Genomic DNA, 17,160 nt, shown 5'->3' with positions numbered 1-17,160 from the left:
CCGCGGCACCACCCGGTGGACCGGTGGGTGAAGCCGGAGGAATTCGTCGAGCACTCTCGCGCCGCGGAAGCGATGGGCTTCGCGGGTGTGATGGCCGGGCCGCTGGTGCGCTCGTCGTACCGCGCGGGACGGCTCTACGCGCAGACCAAGGGCTACCGTGGGGAGGAGCTGCCGGAGAACCTGCGGCACCTCGCCGACCAGGGCCCGGCCGCGCAAGAAGCCAGCTCCCTGCTGGCACGATAGGAAGGGGCGGATCAATGGCGATCAGCGTCTTCGACCTGTTTTCCATCGGCATCGGCCCGTCGAGCTCGCACACCGTCGGGCCGATGCGGGCGGCACTGACCTTTGTGGACGGACTCGGCGCGGACCTCTCCTCGGTTTCCCGTGTCCAAGCGGAGCTGTTCGGCTCGCTCGGGGCGACCGGGTTCGGCCACGGCAGCGACAAAGCCGTCCTGCTCGGGCTGTCCGGTGAGCGTCCCGAAGAGATCGACACCGGCACCGTGCCGGTGCGCGTCGACGAGATCCGCGAGTCCGGCAGGCTGCGTTTGGCCGGTACGCACGAGATCGCGTTCGACGAGGACACCGACCTCACCATGCACCGGCGCAAGTCGTTGCCCGCGCACCCGAACGGCATGGTGTTCCGCGCGTTCGACGCCTCGGGTTCCGTGCTGCGCGAACGGACGTACTACTCGGTCGGCGGCGGGTTCGTCCGCGACGAGTCGTACGAGACGGACGCGGTGTTCGTCGAGGACTCGACACCGGTGCCGTACCCGTTCCGCACGGGCGCGGACCTGCTCGGGCACTGCGCGGCGACGGGGCTGCCGATCAGCGAGATCATGCTGGCGAACGAGCTCGCCTGGCGTTCACGCGAAGAGGTCCGGGACGGGCTCCTGGCGATCTGGGCGGTCATGGCCGAGTGCGTCCGCAACGGCTGCACGCACGAAGGCGTCCTGCCGGGCGGCCTGAAGGTCCCGCGGCGCGCGAAGGCCCTGCACGAAAAGCTGCTGGCCGAGGACGGCGCGGACGACCCGCTGTACGCGATGGACTGGGTCAGCCTGTACGCGCTGGCGGTCAATGAGGAGAACGCAGCGGGCGGCCGGGTGGTGACGGCCCCGACCAACGGCGCGGCGGGCATCATCCCGGCGGTGCTGCACTACTACCAGCGCTTCATCCGGCACTCGACCGATGACGGCATCGTCAAGTTCATGCTCACCGCGGGCGCGATCGGCTCGATCCTCAAGCAGACGGGCTCGATCTCCGGCGCCGAGGTCGGCTGCCAGGGCGAGGTCGGTTCGGCGTCGGCGATGGCGGCGGCGGGCCTGACCGAAGTCCTCGGCGGCTCGCCGGCCCAGGTGGAGAACGCGGCGGAGATCGGCGTGGAGCACCACCTCGGCCTGACGTGCGACCCGGTGGGCGGCCTGGTCCAGATCCCGTGCATCGAGCGCAACGCGGTGGGCGCGTCGAAGGCGATCCACGCGGCCCGCATGGCCATGCGCGGCGACGGAAGCCACGTGGTGACGCTGGACAAGGCGATCAAGACGATGCGCGAGACGGGCGCGGACATGAGCGTGAAGTACAAGGAAACGGCCCGCGGCGGCCTGGCGGTGAACGTCATCGAGTGCTGACCGCTCGCCGCGGCCGAGGGTCCGGTGGAACGCGGTGCCGATCGGCGGCAGTGGCGATCGGCGCGCCGTCACTCCGGCCGGTCCTCCGGCTCCACCGCCAGCTTCAGCCCCACCTCGACGAGCGTCCAGCCGAACTGCTGTCTCCTCGTGCCCGTGCGGCGCCTCGGCGTCGCACGGCCGGGTGGGCGGTTGCGCACGCCGTGGCGCAACTCGTTCTCCCGTTCGTGGACCAGGTCCTCGGCCATCAGAAAGTGCACCGGATCGCCCCCTGCGTCGATGTTCGGTGTCGGTCGCTCCATCGTCGCTCACCGTGGCCGTCCGGATCCACCGGTTTTCCGCGCGGCGAACAGCCGCCGAGAACAGCCGCCGAGAACAGCTGCTGGGAACAGCTGCCAGGAACACAGTGTGACCGCCGCTGCCGTACGGCGCCTAGACTCGCGGGATGGAGTCGACCTCGGTGGTGAATGCCGGCGAAGCGCTGTTCCGGCCGGTCCGCACCGGCAACGCTTTCGAGGAGACCGTCGAGCGGCTGCTGCAGGCGATCCGGCTGGGTGTCGTCGGCGCGGGGGAGCGGCTCCCGTCCGAACGCGAACTCGCCGAACGGCTCGGCGTCAGCCGCGTCACGCTGCGCGAGGCCATCCGGGCGCTCTCCGACGCCGGCTACGTCGAGTCACGGCGGGGGCGCTACGGCGGCACGTTCGTGCACGACACCCTGCCCGCCCCGCCCGAGCCCGGCGGCAAGGTCGACACCGTTTCGCTGGAAGACGCGCTGAGCCTCCGCTACGTCCTCGAGACCGGGGCCGCCGAGATGGCCGCCGCGCGGTCGCTGAGCCCGGCCGACCGGCAGCACCTCACCGGCACCCTCGCCGAGGCCGCGGGCGCGGACCTCGACGACTACCGCCGCAAGGACTCGCGGCTGCACCTGGCCATCGCCGAGGTGACCGCGTCCGGCTCGCTGACCACGGCGATGGCCGACGCCCGCACCCGCGTCAACCAGCTGCTCGACCGGATTCCCCTGCTCCCGCCCAACCTCGAGCACTCGAACGCCCAGCACGAGGCGATCGTGGACGCGATACTGGCCGGCGACGCACCCGCGGCGCGCCGGGCGATGGCCGAGCACATCGAAGGCACGGCCTCGCTGCTGCGCGCCTTTCTTTCCTGAGCTTCACAGGATTCGAACAACCTTGGCCGGGTTGTCCCAGAACTTTGTCACCCGTCCGGCCGTCATCCGTTCGTGACCTTGTCGACGGAGGAAGACCCCGAAACCACCGCGAAGCCGGACACCCCTCGCCGGTGGAGATGGCGCCGCATCCGGCGGATCGCCGGCTGGACCGTGGGGGTCCTCGTCGGCGGCCCGCTGATCGCCTTCTGGGTCGCCTACCTCGTGCTCGACGTCCGCAGTCCCCAGGACGTCCTGGCCGGCCTCGGCAAGACCGTCGTCCTGAAGTACGCGGACGGGTCCGAGCTGCTCAAGGTGATCCCGGCCGACGGCGACCGGAGTTTCGTCCCCTACTCGCGAATACCCGCGAAGCTGCGCGACGCCATCATCGCCACCGAGGACCCGACCTTCTGGGACAACCAGGGCTTCGACCCGACCGGCATCGGCCGCGCGTTCCTCACCGGCGTCGGCGGCGGATCCGGGATCACCCAGCAGTACATCAAGAAGTCCACCGGCGACGAAGACGCGACGCTCGGGCGCAAGTTCGCCGAGCTCGTGCTGGCCACGAAGATCACCCAGGAGCAGGGCAAGGAACAGATCTTCGAAAGCTACGTCAACATCATCTCCTTCGGCCGCGGCACGTTCGGCCCCGCGGCGGCGATGAACGCCTACTTCGGCAAGAAGCTCGACGACTCGATCACCTGGAGCGAAGCCGGCTTCCTCGCCGGGATGATCCAGTCGCCGTCGGTCCACGACCCCGCCGCCTCGGGGGAGGTCCACGCCGCCCGGCGCTGGCAGTACGTGCGCGACAAGCTCGTGAGCCGGGGGTACGTCACGGACGACGAAGCGATGGCCTACCCCGGCAACGAGATCCAGCCGCCGTCGGAGACCCGCGCCGGCCGCGTCACCTACGACGAGTTCCACGTCAAGCAGCAGGTCCTCGCCGAGCTGGAGCGGGACGGCTTCCCGCTCGGCCGGCTCCAGCAGGGGAACATGACCGTCGAGACGACACTGGACCGCAGCCGGCAGGACGCCGCGAAGAAAGCCCTCCGGGAGCGGCTGGACGGCGAGCCGGAAGAGTTACGCGGGGCCGTCATCGCGATCGACCCGGCGAGCGGGGCCGTGCGCGCCTACTACGGTGGTGACCAGGGTGTCCGCGACTACGCGGGCAGCCCGCACGCGCTCGGCACGGCGTTCCACCCGTTCACGCTCGCCGCGGCGCTGGGCCGAGGCTACGGCCCGGACCGGCCGATCCCGTCGCCGTCGAAGCTGGAGTTCCTCGGCGAGAACTTCCAGTACCCGGACGTCTGCGGCCCGAAGTGCACCCCGCGTTCGGCGCTGGCGACGCACGCCGACGGCCCGTTCATCGCGCTGGCGAAGAAGCTCGGCCCGGACGCCGTGAGCGAAGCCGCGCGGCAGGCCGGCATCCCGGACGCCGTCGACGGCGTCCCGACCCTGCGGGAAAAGGACGGCTTCCTGATCGGGGCGGGCATCGCCATCGGCCGGTACCCGCTGCGGCCGCTGGACGTCGCGGGCGCCTACGGGACCTTCGCCGCCGGAGGCCGGCGCGCCACCCCGCACCTGGTCGCGAAGGTGCGTGACGAAAGCGGCTCGGTCGTCTGGGAAAACCCGGACACCACGCGCCCGGCGTTCGGCGACGACGACGCGAGCCGACGCGTCGCCGCCGAGGTCACCGGCACGCTGGGCACGGTGCTGCCCGGCGGCCGGCCGGCCGCGCTGCGCACCGGCGAGGCCGAGCACGGCACCAGCCCGGACTACCAGGACGCCTGGGCCGTCGGCTACACCCCGCAGCTGGTGACGGCGGTCTGGGTCGGCTCCGACGACGACCGGCGGCTGAAGGACGCGAGCGGCCGGAAGCTGACCGGCGACGTCGTCCCGGCCGACATCTGGCGCGCGTTCATGACGGACGCGCACCGGGGACTGCCGGTCCGCCCCGCCCCGGGCAGCCCGCGGCCCGTGCGGTGAGTCAGCGGACCAGGGCGAGCACGAACCCGTCGTACCCCTTGCCGCCGACGGTCTGGATCGCGGTCGCGTCGATCCGGTCCTCGGCGGCCAGCAGGTCGAACATTTCGCGCGCGCCGCGGACGTTCGGGTCGTCGCTGCCCGCGTCGGCCACCCGGCCCTGCCGGACGACGTTGTCGACGACGATCGCCGTGCCCGGCCGCGCCAGCGCCAGCGAGGCGCGCACGTAGTTGGCGAGGTTGGCCTTGTCGGCGTCGATGAACACGAAGTCGAACGGCCCGGTCAGCGCCGGCAGCGTGTCGAGCGCGGCGCCGACGCGGATGTCCACGACGTCCTCGCCGAACCCCGCCCGCGTCAGGTTGGCCCTCGCGACCTCGGCGTGCTTCGGCTCGTACTCGCAGGTCACCAGCTTGCCGCCGGCGGGCAGCGCGCGGGCGAGCCAGATGGTGCTGTACCCGCCGAGCGTGCCGATCTCCAGGATCGCGCGCGCCCCGGCGAGCCGGGCCAGCAGGTTGAGCAGCTTGCCCTGGTTGGGCGCGACGGCGATGTGCGGCAGCCCGGCGGCGTCGGCGTCGGCCAACGCCGTGTCGAGCACCGGGTCGGGGGCGAGCAGCGCGCCGGCGAGGTAGTCGTCGACTTCGGTCCAGATCTGGTCGGTCATGGCACCTCCGAGGCCAATCTAGCCCGGGTGGGATCATGCTCGCCGAGAGCGTTTCCGGCGGGAAGGTGACCATGGACGACTACCGCGTCGTCGCGGACGCCATCGCCGCCGACATCGAGGCCGGCCGCCTCCGGCCCGGCGACCGGCTCCCGCCGCAGCGCCGCTTCGCCCGCCAGCGCGGCATCGCCGGTTCGACGGCGGCCCGCGTCTACGGCGAGCTCGTCCGGCGCGGCCTGGCCGTCGGCGAGGTCGGGCGCGGCACCTTCGTCCGCGCGGCGAAGCCGCCGCCCGAACCCGCGCTCGCCGAGCCCGGCGGCGCCCGCGTCGACCTCGAGCTCAACTTCGCCGTCCTGCCGGAGGAGTCCGCGCGGCTGGCCCGCGCGCTCGAACCGTTGCTGCGAGCCGACGTCCTGACGGCGGCCCTGCACCCGATCGGCGCCGCGGGCACCCCGGTGGCCCGGGACGCGGTGGCCGGCCTGCTCGCCCGCGGCGACTGGCGCCCGGACCCGGCGACGCTGCTGTTCACCGGCACCGGCAGGCAGGCTCTCGCGGCGTCCATCGCCGCGTTCGTCCCGGTCGGCGAGCGGCTCGCGGTGGAATCCCTGACGTACCCGGTGGTGAAGGCCCTCGCGTCACGGCTCGGCGTGGAGCTCGTGCCGATCGAAACCGACGAGTCGGGGCTGGTGCCGGAGGCGCTCGCCGCGGCCGGCCCGGTGCGCGCGCTCTACGTCCAGCCGACGCTGCACAACCCCCTCGGCACGACGATGCCGCCGCGGCGCCGCGCCGAGCTCGCCGAGGTCGTGGGCCGCTTGGACCTGCCGGTGATCGAGGACGGCATCTACACGTTCTTGCGCGACGACGTCCGCCCCTTCGCCGCGTACGCGCCGGAGCGCACGGTGTTCGTCGACAGCCTGTCCAAGCGGGTCGCGCCCGGCCTGACGGCGGGCTTCCTGGTGCCGCCACCGGCCTGGACGGCCCGGCTGGCGTCGTCGGTGCGCTCGGGTGCCTGGGGCGCGTCGCGCTTCGCCGTCGAGGCGGCGACGCAGTGGATCGTGACGGGCACCCTGGCCGGGATCGAGGCGGCGAAACGCCGTGACGCGGCCGCGCGGGCGTCCGTGGTGGCGGAGAAGCTGCCGGGTCTGCGCGGTGATCCGGCGTCGTACCATCGCTGGTGGGAGCTGCCGGACCGCTGGCGGGCGGAGACGTTCGTCGCGGCGGCGGCCCGGCGGGGGATCGCCCTGTCCCCGGCGGCGGCGTTCGCGGTCCTGCCGGGCCACGCGCCGAACGCGGTCCGGATCGCGGTGTCGGCCCCACCGGTGGAGACGCTCGCTTCGGCTCTGGACGTCCTGGCGGGGTTGGCGAGCGGGAGCCCGGACGACCTGCTGGCGGACTGACAGGCGCCGCCAGCGCGTGCCAGCGCGGTGTGCGCCGGCCGCCAGTGATCTTCGCCAGCCTTCGGGTGTCGCAACGGCAAACCCGAAGGAGCACGCATGCACACCCCGGTCACGATCATCGGCGCCGGTCTCGGCGGCCTCACCTTCGCCCGCGTCCTGCACGTCCACGGCATCCCGGCCACCGTGTACGAGGCCGAGCCGTCCCCGATGGCCCGGATGCAGGGCGGGATGCTCGACATCCACGACTACAACGGCCAGCTCGCGGTCGAGGCGGCCGGGCTCATGGACGAATTCCGCGGCCTGGTGCTGGAGGGCAGGCAGGCGATGCGGGTGCTCGACCGGCACGGGACCGTGCTGGCCGAACAGGCCGACGACGGCACGGGCGGCCGACCCGAGGTGCAGCGGGCCGACCTGCGGCGGATGCTGCTCGACGCCCTGCCGGACGGCACTGTCCACTGGGGACACAAGGTGACCGGCGCCCGTGCCGTCGGCGACGGCCGCCACGAGCTGAGCTTCGCCGGTGGCGGCACCGTCGTCACGAGTCTGCTGGTCGGTGCCGACGGCGCCTGGTCGCGGATCCGGCCGCTGCTCACCGGCGCCACGCCCGAATACACCGGCGAAGCCTTCGTCGAGATCTACCTGTACGACGCCGACACCCGCCACCCCGCCGCCGCGAAGGCGGTGGGCGGCGGCTCGCTGATGGCACCCTCGGTGGACAAGGGTATCCACGCCCACCGGGAAAGCGGCGACACGTTGCACACCTACGTGTCGCTGACCCGGCCGCTGGAGTGGTTCGACGCGATCGACTTCACCGACGCGGCCGCGGCCGCCGCGCGGGTCGCCGCGGAGTTCGACGGCTGGGCGCCGGAACTCACCGCGCTGATCACCGACGGCGACACCGCGCCGATCTTGCGGCCGCACTTCAGCCTGCCGATCGGGCACCGGTGGGACCGGGCACCGGGGGTGACGCTGGTCGGCGACGCGGCCCACCTCATGCCGGCCAACGGCGAAGGCGCCAACCTCGCCATGCTCGACGGTGCCGAGCTCGGCCTCGCCCTCGCCGCGTACCCCGGTGCCGCCGAAACCGCGCTCGCGGAGTACGAGGAGGCGATGTTCCCGCGCAGCGCCAAGGTCGGCGCCGAAGGGAAGCGGTTCGACGAGTTCCTCGCCGGGGCGGGGGAAGACGACGTCCCGCGGATCCTGGTCGACGCGTTCCGGGAGTTCACCGGTGCCGTACGGGAGTCCTAGGGGGCGTACTTCCCGACGAAGCTGCCGCAGGTCACGGCCCGCCCGGTGAGCCGGGCCTGGATCGCCTTCTCCAGCCCCAGGTAGTCGAACACCGGCGTGTCGGCCGGGATCGACTCCGGCACCGGGCCGCCCGTGGCGAGCATCCGGTACGAATCCGTCTGGAACAGCACCAGGTAGCCGCCTTCGCGGTTCAGCTCGTCCGTCCTCGCCAGCATGCGCGCGGGCGCGTCGCCGATGATCTCCAGCGGCAGCGGCCATTCGAGGGGGAACGGGTTGCGCAGGCCGAACGCGGGGTAGGCGAACGGGCTGTCCGGCAGGATCGCCGTCCGTGCGGCGGGAAAGCGGTCCAGGCAGTCGCGGATCTGCCGGACGAAGGTGAACGTCGACGGGTTCGTGCGGATGCCGGCCATCGCCGGGGTGACCGCGCCGAGGTCCTCGGTCAGCCGGTCGTGGGCGACGTCGAGGTAGGCCGCCTCGTCGTGGCGGGCCGCGACGACCCAGCCGCAGACCGCCACCGCCACACACCCGGCCGTCGCCGTCACCCAGCGGGGAACCGGCCGCGGGCGGGGCGGGACCAGCTGGCCCAGCAGCAGCAACGTCGTCAGGGCGAGGGTGCCGCAGAGCAGCGTCGGCGTGTCGTTGCCCCAGGACAGGCTGATCATGAACCCGGTGGCGAGCACGAGCAGGCCCGCCCACGGCACTTTCCGCCGCACGGCCGCGTTCACCGGCACGCTGACCGCGACGATCCACCACAGGACGTCCGCCCAGCGCGTGGACCCGGTGAACCGGCCGTCGACGACGGTCCAGACCACGGCCGTGGCGCCGGCGAGCACCAGCACCCAGGACGCCACCCGCCCGGCCACGCCCAGCCGGTCACCGGGCAGCCGGACGGCCAGGAGCACCACGGCGATCGCAGCGAAGAAGCCCAGCTCCCGGACCGGCGCCCTGGTCAGCACCTCCGGATCGTCGAGCCAGAGCCCGAGCAGCCGCTCGCCGTAGGCGGGCAGGCCGCCGGTGAGCTGCTCGACCATCTCCGTGAAGCCGCCGCCGAGACTCACCCACGTCACGTACGCCAGGCCGGGCGCGCCGAGCGCGAGGAGGTCGAGGACCAGCCGGACCGCGCGGCGCGCGCCTGTCCTCGTCGCCGGGTGCAGCACCAGCCAGACGAGGCCGATCACCACGGCCAGCACGAAGCTCTGCTTGACGAACACCGCGCAGCCGAGCAGCGCCAGCCCGCCGCGGCGGGCGAACGCGCGGCCGGTGCGCAGGCCCGCGTCCAGGGCCCAGGCGCCGCACGCGGTGAGGAAGATGCCGTCCACGGTGTGCCAGGCCATCAGCGGGAACGCGTTGAGGTTGATCAGCGACGCGGCCGCGACCAGCGCCGTCATCCCCGGGCCCCACTCGAGCACCCGGCGCCGCGTGAGCAGCGTGGCGAACGCGATCGTGGCCACGGTGATCTGGACCATGGCCAGGAAGCTGGAGCCGAAGAACAAGGGCATCGGCAGCGCGTAGTCGGCGACGTGCAGCACCGCGGACCCCAGCGGGCGGGCGGAGATGATGTCGGCGTGCGGGACTTCGCCGTGCAGCACGCGCCACGCCTGGGCGAGGATGAAACCCTGGTCGGAGGGGTGGAAGCCGAAGCGGCCGACGCGGAGTTCGGTGGCCAGCGCGAGCAGCAGCACCCAGGCGGCGTGGACGCTCCAGCGCAGCAGCGGCCGGGTCTGCCTGCCGGGCGACGGCGTCGCGGCGACGTGCGCAGGACTCGCCACGTCCACGCGCCGCCCGCCTTCCCGCTCTCGATCACACCCGGGAAGCGATGGTAGCGGCCGGTCCGCCGCGCCCGGCGGACCGGTGCGAACGCCGCCCCGATCCGCCGGGGCGGCGTTCGCCGGACTCATCTCGCGGTGCCGATCACGGCCGTCTTGTCGGTCGCGGCGCTGCATTGCCCTGAGCTGAACACGCTGAATACCGGCATTTCGAACTCCCCAGTTGAAGCCCGCACGGGTGCACGGGACTCGCGCGAGGGTAGAAGTACCGTCGCGCGCGTGCCACCGTTTCGGCGGAATTCGCGGAAATCAGGCACGACGGCGCCAGATGAGCCGGGTCACCGCCGCCGCGACCGACGCCGGGGCGGACCGGCGGGGGAGGCCGCGCGACTCGGGTGCGGACTCCGGCATCGCCCGGTAGGCCAGGTGCGCGGCGAACCGGGCGAGCCGCGGCGCGGCGAGCGTCGCCAGTTCGGCGGCGCGGCCTTCGGGGAGGCTCAGGATCTCCGGCCGCTCTTCGCACGCCTTCACCACCAGCGCCGCGGCGCGTTCCGGGCTGCTGGAGGGGATCCCGCGGTAGCCGGTCGGCGCGATCATCGGCGTCCGGACCAGCGGCATCCGCACCGACGTGAACGTGACGCCGTCCGAGAGCGTCTCGCGCCCGGCCGTCAGCCCGAACTCCTCCAGTGCCGCCTTCGACGCCAGGTAGGCCGAAAAGCGCGGGGTGTCGGTCTGCAGGCCCTGGGTCGTGACGTTGACGACGTGGCCGAACCGGCGCTCGGCCATCGACGGCAGGAAGCCGAGGATCAGCCGCACCGGGCCGAAGTAGTTGATCGCCATCGTGCGCTCGAAGTCGTGGAACCGCTGCGTGGACAGCGCGACCGAGCGCCGGATCGACCGGCCGGCGTTGTTCACCAGCACGTCCACCGCGCCGTGGTCGCCGAGCACGTCCTTGACCAGCGCGTCGACGGCGTCGCCGTCGGTGAGGTCGCACGGGTACGCCGCGGCGGTGCCGCCGGCCGCGACGATTTCCGCCCGTACCTCTTCGAGCTCCGAAGCGCGGCGTGCCACGAGGATCACCTTCGCGCCCTTGCGGGCCACGGCGAGCGCCGACGCGCGGCCGATCCCGGACGACGCGCCGGTGATCAGCACCGTCCGCCCGGCCAGGCCGCGGGTGCGGCGCGCGCGGTCGGGGTCGAGGTGGGCCTGCCAGTACCGGTAGAGCGGCGCCGCGTAGTCCCGCAGCTCGGGGAGCTCGACGCCGCTGCCGAACAGCGCCGTCGTGGTGCGCGCGGTGTCGAAGACGACGTCCATGGTCAGGTGCGGCAGCACGGCCAGGGGGACGCCGAGCTCTTCGAGGACGGCGGCGCGGGCGCCGCAGCGCCCCCACGGCACGCGGTCGATCCCGGCCGCGGCCGCGTGCGCCAGGCGGCCGCCCGCGCGCCGCAGCGCGCCCGACGGCCCGGCGGGCAGCACGGCCCGGATCACCGGTCCGCCCGCGGCGCGCGCGAAGGCGTTGTAGACGGAGTCGAGCGACTGCGGGCGCGCGGCGGCCAGGTGGTAGGTCGTCCCCGACGGCGCGTCCCGGTGCATCAGGAATTCCATCGCCTCGACGACGTAGTCGACCGGCACCAGGTTCGTCGCGCCCAGGTCGGGCGCGGCCAGGGGGAGCCGCCGGGGCAGGGCCGCCAGCCGCGAAATCGCCGGGAGGAAGTAGTAGGGCCCGTCGACCTTGTCCATCTCGCCGGTGCGCGAGTCGCCGACGACGGCCGAGGGCCGGTAGACCCGGAAGGGCAGCGGCTGCTCGCGGACGAGCTTTTCGGCCTGGAACTTCGTCGCGTGGTACGGCGAGCCGAAGCGCTGGCCGAGGTCGAAGTCGGCTTCGGTGAACCGCCCGGCGTGGTCCCCGGCGACGGCGATCGACGACACGTGGTGCACCAGCCCGGCCCGCGCCGCGGCGGCGAAGGCGAGCAGGTGGCGGGTGCCCTCGACGTTGGCGCGCCGGTTGGCTTCCTCGCCGGCGGTGAGGTCGTAGATCGCGCCGAGGTGGACGACGTGGTCGAGGTGGGGCAGCTCGGCGGGGTCGGCACCGAGCCGGGGTTCGGCGAGGTCGCCGAGCACCGGGTGCAGCTTGTCCGCGCCCGGCCAGTCGCGCGCCGAGGTGGCCAGGCGCTCGCGGGAGGTCTCCCGGACCAGCGCGTACACCGCGGACGTCTCAGGCCGCTTCAGCAGCCGGGCGACCAGGCGTTTTCCGATGAAGCCCGTCGCGCCCGTCACGAAGTAGGTCGTCATGGCCGGTCCCTTCTCGTCGGGACCGACTCTAACCTACTGGAAAGTAGGAACGATAGTTGTCAGTGTTTGCCGGGGTCGAACCCCGGGCCCCGCCGAAGGGGCTGCGCCCCCTCGGAACCCCCGATCAATTTTCGCCGTCGTCGGCCGTCGCCACGACCGCGTCCCGCAGGGCGGCCCGCAGCCGTCCGACGTCGAGCGGCCCGAGCACCGCCGCTTCGCCCGGCGGCGCGACCAGCACCACCTTGTCGTCGCTGACGAACACCGTCACATCCCTGCGCCTGCCGGCCAGATCCCGGCAGCCGATCGACCACTCGCCCCGACTCATGGTCGCCGCCCTCCGATTCCCTTGTCGTGGTCGTGCTTCGTGCGAGGGTGGGAGCGGACCCCGGCGGCGCTATGACGCTGGTTCACCCGATCTGCCTACTCGCGAGTTTTGTCTTGCGCTTCGCGGCTTTTCGGCGTAATCACCGGTCGTGGCGTGGCCGGTTCGGGAGTAGCGTCCGGCTCACGAGCCGTCTCTGGGAGGTATGGATGTCGGAACCGCGGAAGATCGTCATCGTCGGTGCGGGCCTGGGTGGGGCGTCCGCGGCGGCCGCGGTGCGCGAACGCGGTTACAGCGGCGAAATCCTGTTGCTGGGCTCGGACCCGCACCGCCCGTACGAACTTCCGCCGCTGTCGAAGGGCGTGCTGCTGGGCAACGCCGACGAACCCGACTGGGTGCACGAAGAGAAGTTCTACGCCGAGAAGGACATCCGCTTCGGCGCCGGCGTCACGGCGACCCGGATCGAGCTCGGCGCCCGGCTGGTGCTCGACGACGCGGGCGGCGAACACCGCTACGACCGGCTGGTGCTGGCGACCGGTTCCCGGCCGCGCCGGCTGCCGGTGCCCGGTGGCGACCTGCCCGGCTTGTTCACGCTGCGCACCCTCGACGACGCGCTCAAGCTGCGTTCGGCGTTCATCGCGGCCGAGCGCGTGGTGATCGTCGGCGCCGGCTGGATCGGCTCCGAAGCGGCCGCGGCGGCCCGGACGCACCACGCGGAGGTGACGGTCGTCGATCCGGTGCCGGTGCCCCTGGCGAACGTGGTCGGCGAGACGGTCGGCGGGGTGTTCCGGGACCTGCACGTCTCGAACGGCGTGCACTACCGCCTGGGCGAGCAGGTCGCGGAGATCACGGGCGGCCAGGACGGCGTCCGCGGCGTGCGCTTGAGCGGCGGCGAAGAGCTGACGGCGGACGTGGTCCTGATCGCGGTCGGCGCGGCCCCGAGGGTGGAGCTGGCCCACGCGGCGGGCCTGGAGCTGGCGGACGACGGCGGGGTGGCCGTGGACGCGGGCCTGCGCACGTCGGCGCCGGACGTCTACGCGGTGGGCGACATCGCGGCCCACTTCCACCCGCGCTTCGGGCGCCGCATCCGCGTGGAGCACTGGGCGAACGCGAAGGACCAGGGCGCGCACGTGGCGCAGAACCTGCTCGGCGGCAACGAGCCGTTCCTGGCCTCGCCGTACTTCTTCACCGACCAGTACGACCTGGGCTGCGAGTACCGCGGCCTGGCGGACCCGGCGTCGGACGAACTGGTGATCCGCGGCGACCTGGCTGCCCGCGAGTTCACGGCGTTCTGGCTGCGCGAGGGCGAAGTGGCGGCGGCGATGAACGTGAACATGTGGGACGACGGCGACGCGCTGGGCGCCTTGGTCGACGGCCAGGCGAAGGTGGCGGCGGAGCAGCTGAAGACGGCGGACCTGGCGTCGCTCACCTGAGGCGTTCCCGCAGGAGGGTGTCGAGCCGTCGCCAGGCCGGGGACGACGCGTTCACCGCACCCTGCACCAGCGCCGGGATCGCCGAACCCCGCTCGTACGCGGGCAGTTCCGCGCCGTAGCGGGCCCGGGTCGCGGCAACGAGCCGGTCGGCCAGCGCGTCGACGCGCGGGTCGTGCGGGCCGAGGTCGTGCACCTGGTCGTACTCGAGGACCAGGGAGAGCAGTTCCGGGTTGTCGAGCATCGCCGACTGGTCCCGGAAGTTCGTGCGAGCCGTTTCCGGCTGGGTGGCGAACACCAGCAGCCAGAGGTCGCTCTGCAGCGTCACCCACCGCTCGCTGAACCCGAGGCCCGGCAGCCGGGCGAGGTACGCCACCACCTCGTCCGGCAGGGGTGACAACCGGCCGGAAGCCAGGCGCCGCAGCCGCTCCCGGGTGGCCCGCAAGCCGTCGATCCGGGCGGCCAGGTCGTCGTCGATCTGCCGGAGCGCCGCGGCGAGGCCGTCGCCGGAGCGGAGTTCGCGGATGCGGGCCAGCGGGACGCCGGCCTCGGCGAGCGTGCGGATCTTGATCAGCTCGACCGCGTCGGACGCGCGGTACCGGCGGTAACCGGAACTGTCGCGCTCCGGCTCGGGGAGCAGGCCCTTCGCGTGGTAGTCGCGGATCGTCTTGGCCGTCACGCGGGCGTACCCGGCGAGCTGTCCGATGGTGAGCACCCGGCCATCCTCGCACTTGACCTTGCCCCAGGGGCAAGGTTGCATGCTGGGTCCATGACCGACCACGAGACGCTGCGCGCGCTGGCCGACGAGGGCAACGAAACCGCGCTCGACCGGCTGGCCGACCTCGCCGACGCCCGCGGGGACGTCGAGGAGCTGAGCGAGCTGCTGGACGAAGGCTGCGAGCGGGCCGGGGCCCTGCTCACCCGGCGCGCGGTCGCCGCGGGCGACCTGCTGGAGCTGCAGCGGATCGCCGACGCCGGCCACGAACCGGCGGGCGACGAGCTGGAGCGCCTGCTCAGGAAGTGACTTCGCGGGTCAGTGCCAGGTACGCCACGAGCGCCAGGGCGGCGAACCCGGCCATGGTCGCGGCCATCGGCACCGCGGTCCCCGGTCCGCCCAGGCCGACCAGCGGCGTCGCCACCGCGCCCACCGCGAACTGCAGCACGCCCAGCAGCGCCGAAGCCGCTCCGGCCGAGCGTGCGTGCGAAGCCAGCGCCAGTGAACTCGCGTTCGGCATCACCAGGCCGATGCTCGACACCAGCAGGAACAGCGGCACCAGGAGCAAGGCCAGTGGCGCCCGGAAGAGCACCGAGGCCAGCACCAAGGCGCCGCCGGCCACGCCGAGCAGCAGGCCGGACCGCAGCAGCGCCCGCTCCCGGATCCGGCCGACCAGACGGCCGTTGAGCTGGCCGGCCAGCACGATCCCGACGCCGTTCGCCCCGAACACCACGCTGTACGCCTGCGGGCTGAGCCCGTACACGCCCTGCAGCGCGAACGACGAGCCCGAGATGTAGGCGAACATCGAAGCGAACAGCAGTCCGGACGCCAGCGCGTAGCCGGCGAACGAACGGTCCAGCGCCAGGCGGGCGTAGGTGCGCATCACCCGGCCGAGCCGCAGGGAGGACCGCGCGGGGGACGGCTCCGGCAGGAAGAACACCACCACGGCCAGCAGCAGCACGCCGAACGCCGTCAGCACGACGAACACCCCGCGCCACGACGTCCAGTTCAGCAGCTGCCCGCCGATGAGCGGCGCCAGGATCGGGGCCAGCCCGCTGACCAGCATCAACGTCGAGAAGAACTTCGTCATCGCGGTGCCGGAGAACAGGTCCCGCACGGTGGCGCGGGCGATCACGATGCCCGCCGCGGCGCCGAGGGACTGCACGAACCGCGCCGCGACCAGCAGGAGTGCGTCCGGGCTCACCGCGCACAGCACCGAGCCCACGATGTACAGCGCCAGCCCGGCGAGCAGCGGGCGACGGCGGCCCAGCGCGTCCGACAGCGGGCCGAGCACCAGCTGGCCCAGGGCCAGCCCGACGATGAACGCGCTGAGCGTCAGCTGGACCGTGCTGTCCGCCGCGTGCAGGTCGGTCGCCATCCGCGGCAGCGCGGGCAGGTACATGTCGATCGACAGGGGCCCGAACGCGGTGAGGCCGCCCAGGACGAGGACGAACTTCAGCTGCGCCCGCCGGCTCGGCGCGGTACGTTCCGCCGTGATGGTCATGCGCGTCCTTTCGCCCCTCACCCGGGACCAGCGGGCACAGTGCCGGTGCTATTCCGGCTGTGATCGGTGACACGCCGTGGTCACCCGACTCGGCAACCGCTACTGATCCGATCAATTTTGCAGCCGATTCGGCGATGGCTCTGGATCGGCGGTCACGACTGCGCTATACATCGGATGTCTGGTCGGTGTGGGTGAAGGGAAACATCCGTGCAGCTTGTGCGTCTCGGGGAGCCGGGGAGTGAGCGTCCGTTCGTGCGCGCCGGCGACGGCACGACCTACGAACTGGGCGGCCTCACCGCCGACATCGACGGCGGCTTCCTCGCCGCGGACGGGATCGCGCGAGCCGCCGCCGCGCTCGCCGCCGGCGAGCTGCCGGCGGCTTCGGAGACCGGCCTGCGCGTCGGCGCGCCGATCGCCCAGCCCGGCAAGGTCGTCTGCATCGGCATGAACTACCGCCGCCACGCCGAGGAAACCGGCGCGACGCCGCCGTCCGAGCCGGTCGTCTTCATGAAGGCGCCGGACGTCGTGGTCGGGCCCGGCGACGACGTCCTCATCCCGCGCGGGTCGGTCAGCACCGACTGGGAGGTCGAGCTCGGCGTCGTCATCGGCAAGACCGCCCGCTACCTCGAGAGCGTCGACGAAGCCCTGGAGTACGTCGCCGGTTACGTCGTCTCGAACGACGTCTCCGAGCGCGCGCTGCAGTTCCGCACCGCCCAGTGGGACAAGGGCAAGTCGTGCGAGAACTTCAACCCGCTCGGCCCGGCGCTGGTCCCCGCGAGCGAGGTGCCCGACCCGCAGGACCTCGGCCTGCGGCTGTGGGTCAACGGCGAGAAGAAGCAGGACTCGTCCACCAAGGACATGATCTTCGGCGTCGCCGAGATCGTGCACCACCTCAGCCAGGTGATGGTGCTGCGGCCCGGTGACCTGATCAACACCGGCACCCCCGAAGGTGTCGCGCTCGGGCAGCCCGACCCGAAGCCGTACCTGCGCGACGGCGACGTCATCGAGCTCGAAATCGACGGGCTCGGCCGGCAGCGCCAGACCGCGAGGCAGGTCTGACC

Annotated in this window: 15 protein-coding genes and 1 pseudogene; 9 read left to right on the top strand and 7 right to left on the bottom strand. The window is 72.8% G+C overall.

What is annotated here, in order from left to right; all coding sequences use genetic code 11:
• Together ACFVYA_RS23890 and ACFVYA_RS23885 are read left to right on the top strand one after the other, a co-directional pair.
• Nucleotides 1-243, top strand: a pseudogene (locus ACFVYA_RS23890) (lipoyl synthase); the annotation flags it as partial.
• A 14-nt stretch (nucleotides 244-257) separates the two neighbouring features.
• Nucleotides 258-1,625 carry an L-serine ammonia-lyase gene (locus ACFVYA_RS23885; protein ID WP_387048006.1) on the top strand — a complete coding sequence of 456 codons (1,368 nt, stop codon included), beginning with the start codon at nucleotides 258-260 and terminating at the stop codon, nucleotides 1,623-1,625.
• A 68-nt stretch (nucleotides 1,626-1,693) separates the two neighbouring features.
• Here the strand turns inward: ACFVYA_RS23885 and ACFVYA_RS23880 are convergent, their stop codons facing one another.
• Nucleotides 1,694-1,924 carry a hypothetical protein gene (locus ACFVYA_RS23880; RefSeq protein WP_387048004.1) on the bottom strand — a complete coding sequence of 77 codons (231 nt, stop codon included), beginning with the start codon at nucleotides 1,922-1,924 and terminating at the stop codon, nucleotides 1,694-1,696.
• 143 nt (nucleotides 1,925-2,067) lie between these two features.
• On the opposite strand from ACFVYA_RS23880, the gene ACFVYA_RS23875 reads away from it, so the two are divergent.
• Complete coding sequence (locus ACFVYA_RS23875; RefSeq protein WP_285989115.1) at nucleotides 2,068-2,787, top strand: FadR/GntR family transcriptional regulator; 720 nt, start codon at nucleotides 2,068-2,070, stop codon at nucleotides 2,785-2,787.
• A gap of 72 nt (nucleotides 2,788-2,859) precedes the next feature.
• Entirely contained in the window at nucleotides 2,860-4,770 is a 1,911-nt protein-coding gene (locus ACFVYA_RS23870) for a transglycosylase domain-containing protein (RefSeq protein ID WP_387048002.1), read from the top strand.
• 1 nt (nucleotide 4,771) lies between these two features.
• Here the strand turns inward: ACFVYA_RS23870 and ACFVYA_RS23865 are convergent, their stop codons facing one another.
• Nucleotides 4,772-5,428 carry an O-methyltransferase gene (locus tag ACFVYA_RS23865; RefSeq protein WP_387048000.1) on the bottom strand — a complete coding sequence of 219 codons (657 nt, stop codon included), beginning with the start codon at nucleotides 5,426-5,428 and terminating at the stop codon, nucleotides 4,772-4,774.
• A gap of 71 nt (nucleotides 5,429-5,499) precedes the next feature.
• Between ACFVYA_RS23865 and ACFVYA_RS23860 the strand changes: the two genes are divergently transcribed.
• Both ACFVYA_RS23860 and ACFVYA_RS23855 read left to right on the top strand, forming a co-directional pair.
• Nucleotides 5,500-6,822, top strand: coding sequence for a PLP-dependent aminotransferase family protein (locus ACFVYA_RS23860; protein ID WP_387048013.1), 1,323 nt, complete (start codon nucleotides 5,500-5,502; stop codon nucleotides 6,820-6,822).
• Between the two features lie 96 nt (nucleotides 6,823-6,918).
• A complete protein-coding gene (locus ACFVYA_RS23855; protein ID WP_387047998.1) occupies nucleotides 6,919-8,070 on the top strand; it encodes an FAD-dependent oxidoreductase in 1,152 nt (383 codons plus the stop codon).
• Here the strand turns inward: ACFVYA_RS23855 and ACFVYA_RS23850 are convergent.
• The 3 genes from ACFVYA_RS23850 to ACFVYA_RS23840 all read right to left on the bottom strand — a co-directional run bounded on the left by ACFVYA_RS23850 (nucleotide 8,067) and on the right by ACFVYA_RS23840 (nucleotide 12,453).
• Nucleotides 8,067-9,845 carry a hypothetical protein gene (locus tag ACFVYA_RS23850; RefSeq protein ID WP_387047996.1) on the bottom strand — a complete coding sequence of 593 codons (1,779 nt, stop codon included), beginning with the start codon at nucleotides 9,843-9,845 and terminating at the stop codon, nucleotides 8,067-8,069. The two genes, ACFVYA_RS23855 and ACFVYA_RS23850, sit on opposite strands and share 4 nt — an antisense overlap.
• A 300-nt stretch (nucleotides 9,846-10,145) precedes the next feature.
• The gene (locus ACFVYA_RS23845) at nucleotides 10,146-12,128 is read right to left on the bottom strand and encodes an SDR family oxidoreductase (protein ID WP_387047994.1); all 1,983 of its coding nucleotides are present in this window, start codon (nucleotides 12,126-12,128) and stop codon (nucleotides 10,146-10,148) included.
• Between the two features lie 124 nt (nucleotides 12,129-12,252).
• On the bottom strand, nucleotides 12,253-12,453 hold the full coding sequence (locus ACFVYA_RS23840; protein ID WP_387047992.1) for a hypothetical protein: 201 nt from the start codon (nucleotides 12,451-12,453) through the stop codon (nucleotides 12,253-12,255).
• Between the two features lie 206 nt (nucleotides 12,454-12,659).
• Here ACFVYA_RS23840 and ACFVYA_RS23835 point away from each other — a divergent pair, with 206 nt between their 5' ends.
• The gene (locus ACFVYA_RS23835) at nucleotides 12,660-13,883 is read left to right on the top strand and encodes an NAD(P)/FAD-dependent oxidoreductase (RefSeq protein WP_387047991.1); all 1,224 of its coding nucleotides are present in this window, start codon (nucleotides 12,660-12,662) and stop codon (nucleotides 13,881-13,883) included.
• Here ACFVYA_RS23835 and ACFVYA_RS23830 read toward each other — a convergent pair.
• Entirely contained in the window at nucleotides 13,876-14,595 is a 720-nt protein-coding gene (locus tag ACFVYA_RS23830) for a MerR family transcriptional regulator (protein ID WP_387047989.1), read from the bottom strand. The two genes, ACFVYA_RS23835 and ACFVYA_RS23830, sit on opposite strands and share 8 nt — an antisense overlap.
• Nucleotides 14,596-14,649: 54 nt before the next feature.
• On the opposite strand from ACFVYA_RS23830, the gene ACFVYA_RS23825 reads away from it, so the two are divergent.
• Nucleotides 14,650-14,904, top strand: a complete 255-nt coding sequence (locus ACFVYA_RS23825) for a hypothetical protein (RefSeq protein ID WP_285989124.1) — start codon at nucleotides 14,650-14,652, stop codon at nucleotides 14,902-14,904.
• Here the strand turns inward: ACFVYA_RS23825 and ACFVYA_RS23820 are convergent.
• Nucleotides 14,894-16,099, bottom strand: coding sequence for a multidrug effflux MFS transporter (locus tag ACFVYA_RS23820; protein WP_387047986.1), 1,206 nt, complete (start codon nucleotides 16,097-16,099; stop codon nucleotides 14,894-14,896). The genes ACFVYA_RS23825 and ACFVYA_RS23820 overlap by 11 nt on opposite strands.
• Before the next feature lie 207 nt (nucleotides 16,100-16,306).
• On the opposite strand from ACFVYA_RS23820, the gene ACFVYA_RS23815 reads away from it, so the two are divergent.
• Nucleotides 16,307-17,158: a fumarylacetoacetate hydrolase family protein gene (locus ACFVYA_RS23815; protein ID WP_387047984.1), complete on the top strand. Its 852-nt coding sequence runs from the start codon at nucleotides 16,307-16,309 to the stop codon at nucleotides 17,156-17,158.
• Nucleotides 17,159-17,160: the final 2 nt, after the last annotated feature.

The sequence above is a fragment of the Amycolatopsis sp. NPDC058278 genome (genome assembly GCF_042881395.1).
GTDB lineage: Bacteria > Actinomycetota > Actinomycetes > Mycobacteriales > Pseudonocardiaceae > Amycolatopsis.
Note: the sequence above shows the minus strand (reverse complement) of the source record. Positions and strands in the feature narration are given on the sequence as shown.

Excerpts from the sequence above, each read along its gene's own strand:
- ACFVYA_RS23885 (WP_387048006.1), top strand. The coding sequence starts at position 258 with ATGGCGATCAGCGTCTTCGACCTGTTTTCCATCGGCATCGGCCCGTCG.
- ACFVYA_RS23880 (WP_387048004.1), bottom strand. The coding sequence starts at position 1,924 with ATGGAGCGACCGACACCGAACATCGACGCAGGGGGCGATCCGGTGCAC.
- ACFVYA_RS23875 (WP_285989115.1), top strand. The coding sequence starts at position 2,068 with ATGGAGTCGACCTCGGTGGTGAATGCCGGCGAAGCGCTGTTCCGGCCG.
- ACFVYA_RS23865 (WP_387048000.1), bottom strand. The coding sequence starts at position 5,428 with ATGACCGACCAGATCTGGACCGAAGTCGACGACTACCTCGCCGGCGCG.
- ACFVYA_RS23860 (WP_387048013.1), top strand. The coding sequence starts at position 5,500 with ATGGACGACTACCGCGTCGTCGCGGACGCCATCGCCGCCGACATCGAG.
- ACFVYA_RS23855 (WP_387047998.1), top strand. The coding sequence starts at position 6,919 with ATGCACACCCCGGTCACGATCATCGGCGCCGGTCTCGGCGGCCTCACC.
- ACFVYA_RS23845 (WP_387047994.1), bottom strand. The coding sequence starts at position 12,128 with ATGACGACCTACTTCGTGACGGGCGCGACGGGCTTCATCGGAAAACGC.
- ACFVYA_RS23840 (WP_387047992.1), bottom strand. The coding sequence starts at position 12,453 with ATGAGTCGGGGCGAGTGGTCGATCGGCTGCCGGGATCTGGCCGGCAGG.
- ACFVYA_RS23835 (WP_387047991.1), top strand. The coding sequence starts at position 12,660 with ATGTCGGAACCGCGGAAGATCGTCATCGTCGGTGCGGGCCTGGGTGGG.
- ACFVYA_RS23825 (WP_285989124.1), top strand. The coding sequence starts at position 14,650 with ATGACCGACCACGAGACGCTGCGCGCGCTGGCCGACGAGGGCAACGAA.
- ACFVYA_RS23820 (WP_387047986.1), bottom strand. The coding sequence starts at position 16,099 with ATGACCATCACGGCGGAACGTACCGCGCCGAGCCGGCGGGCGCAGCTG.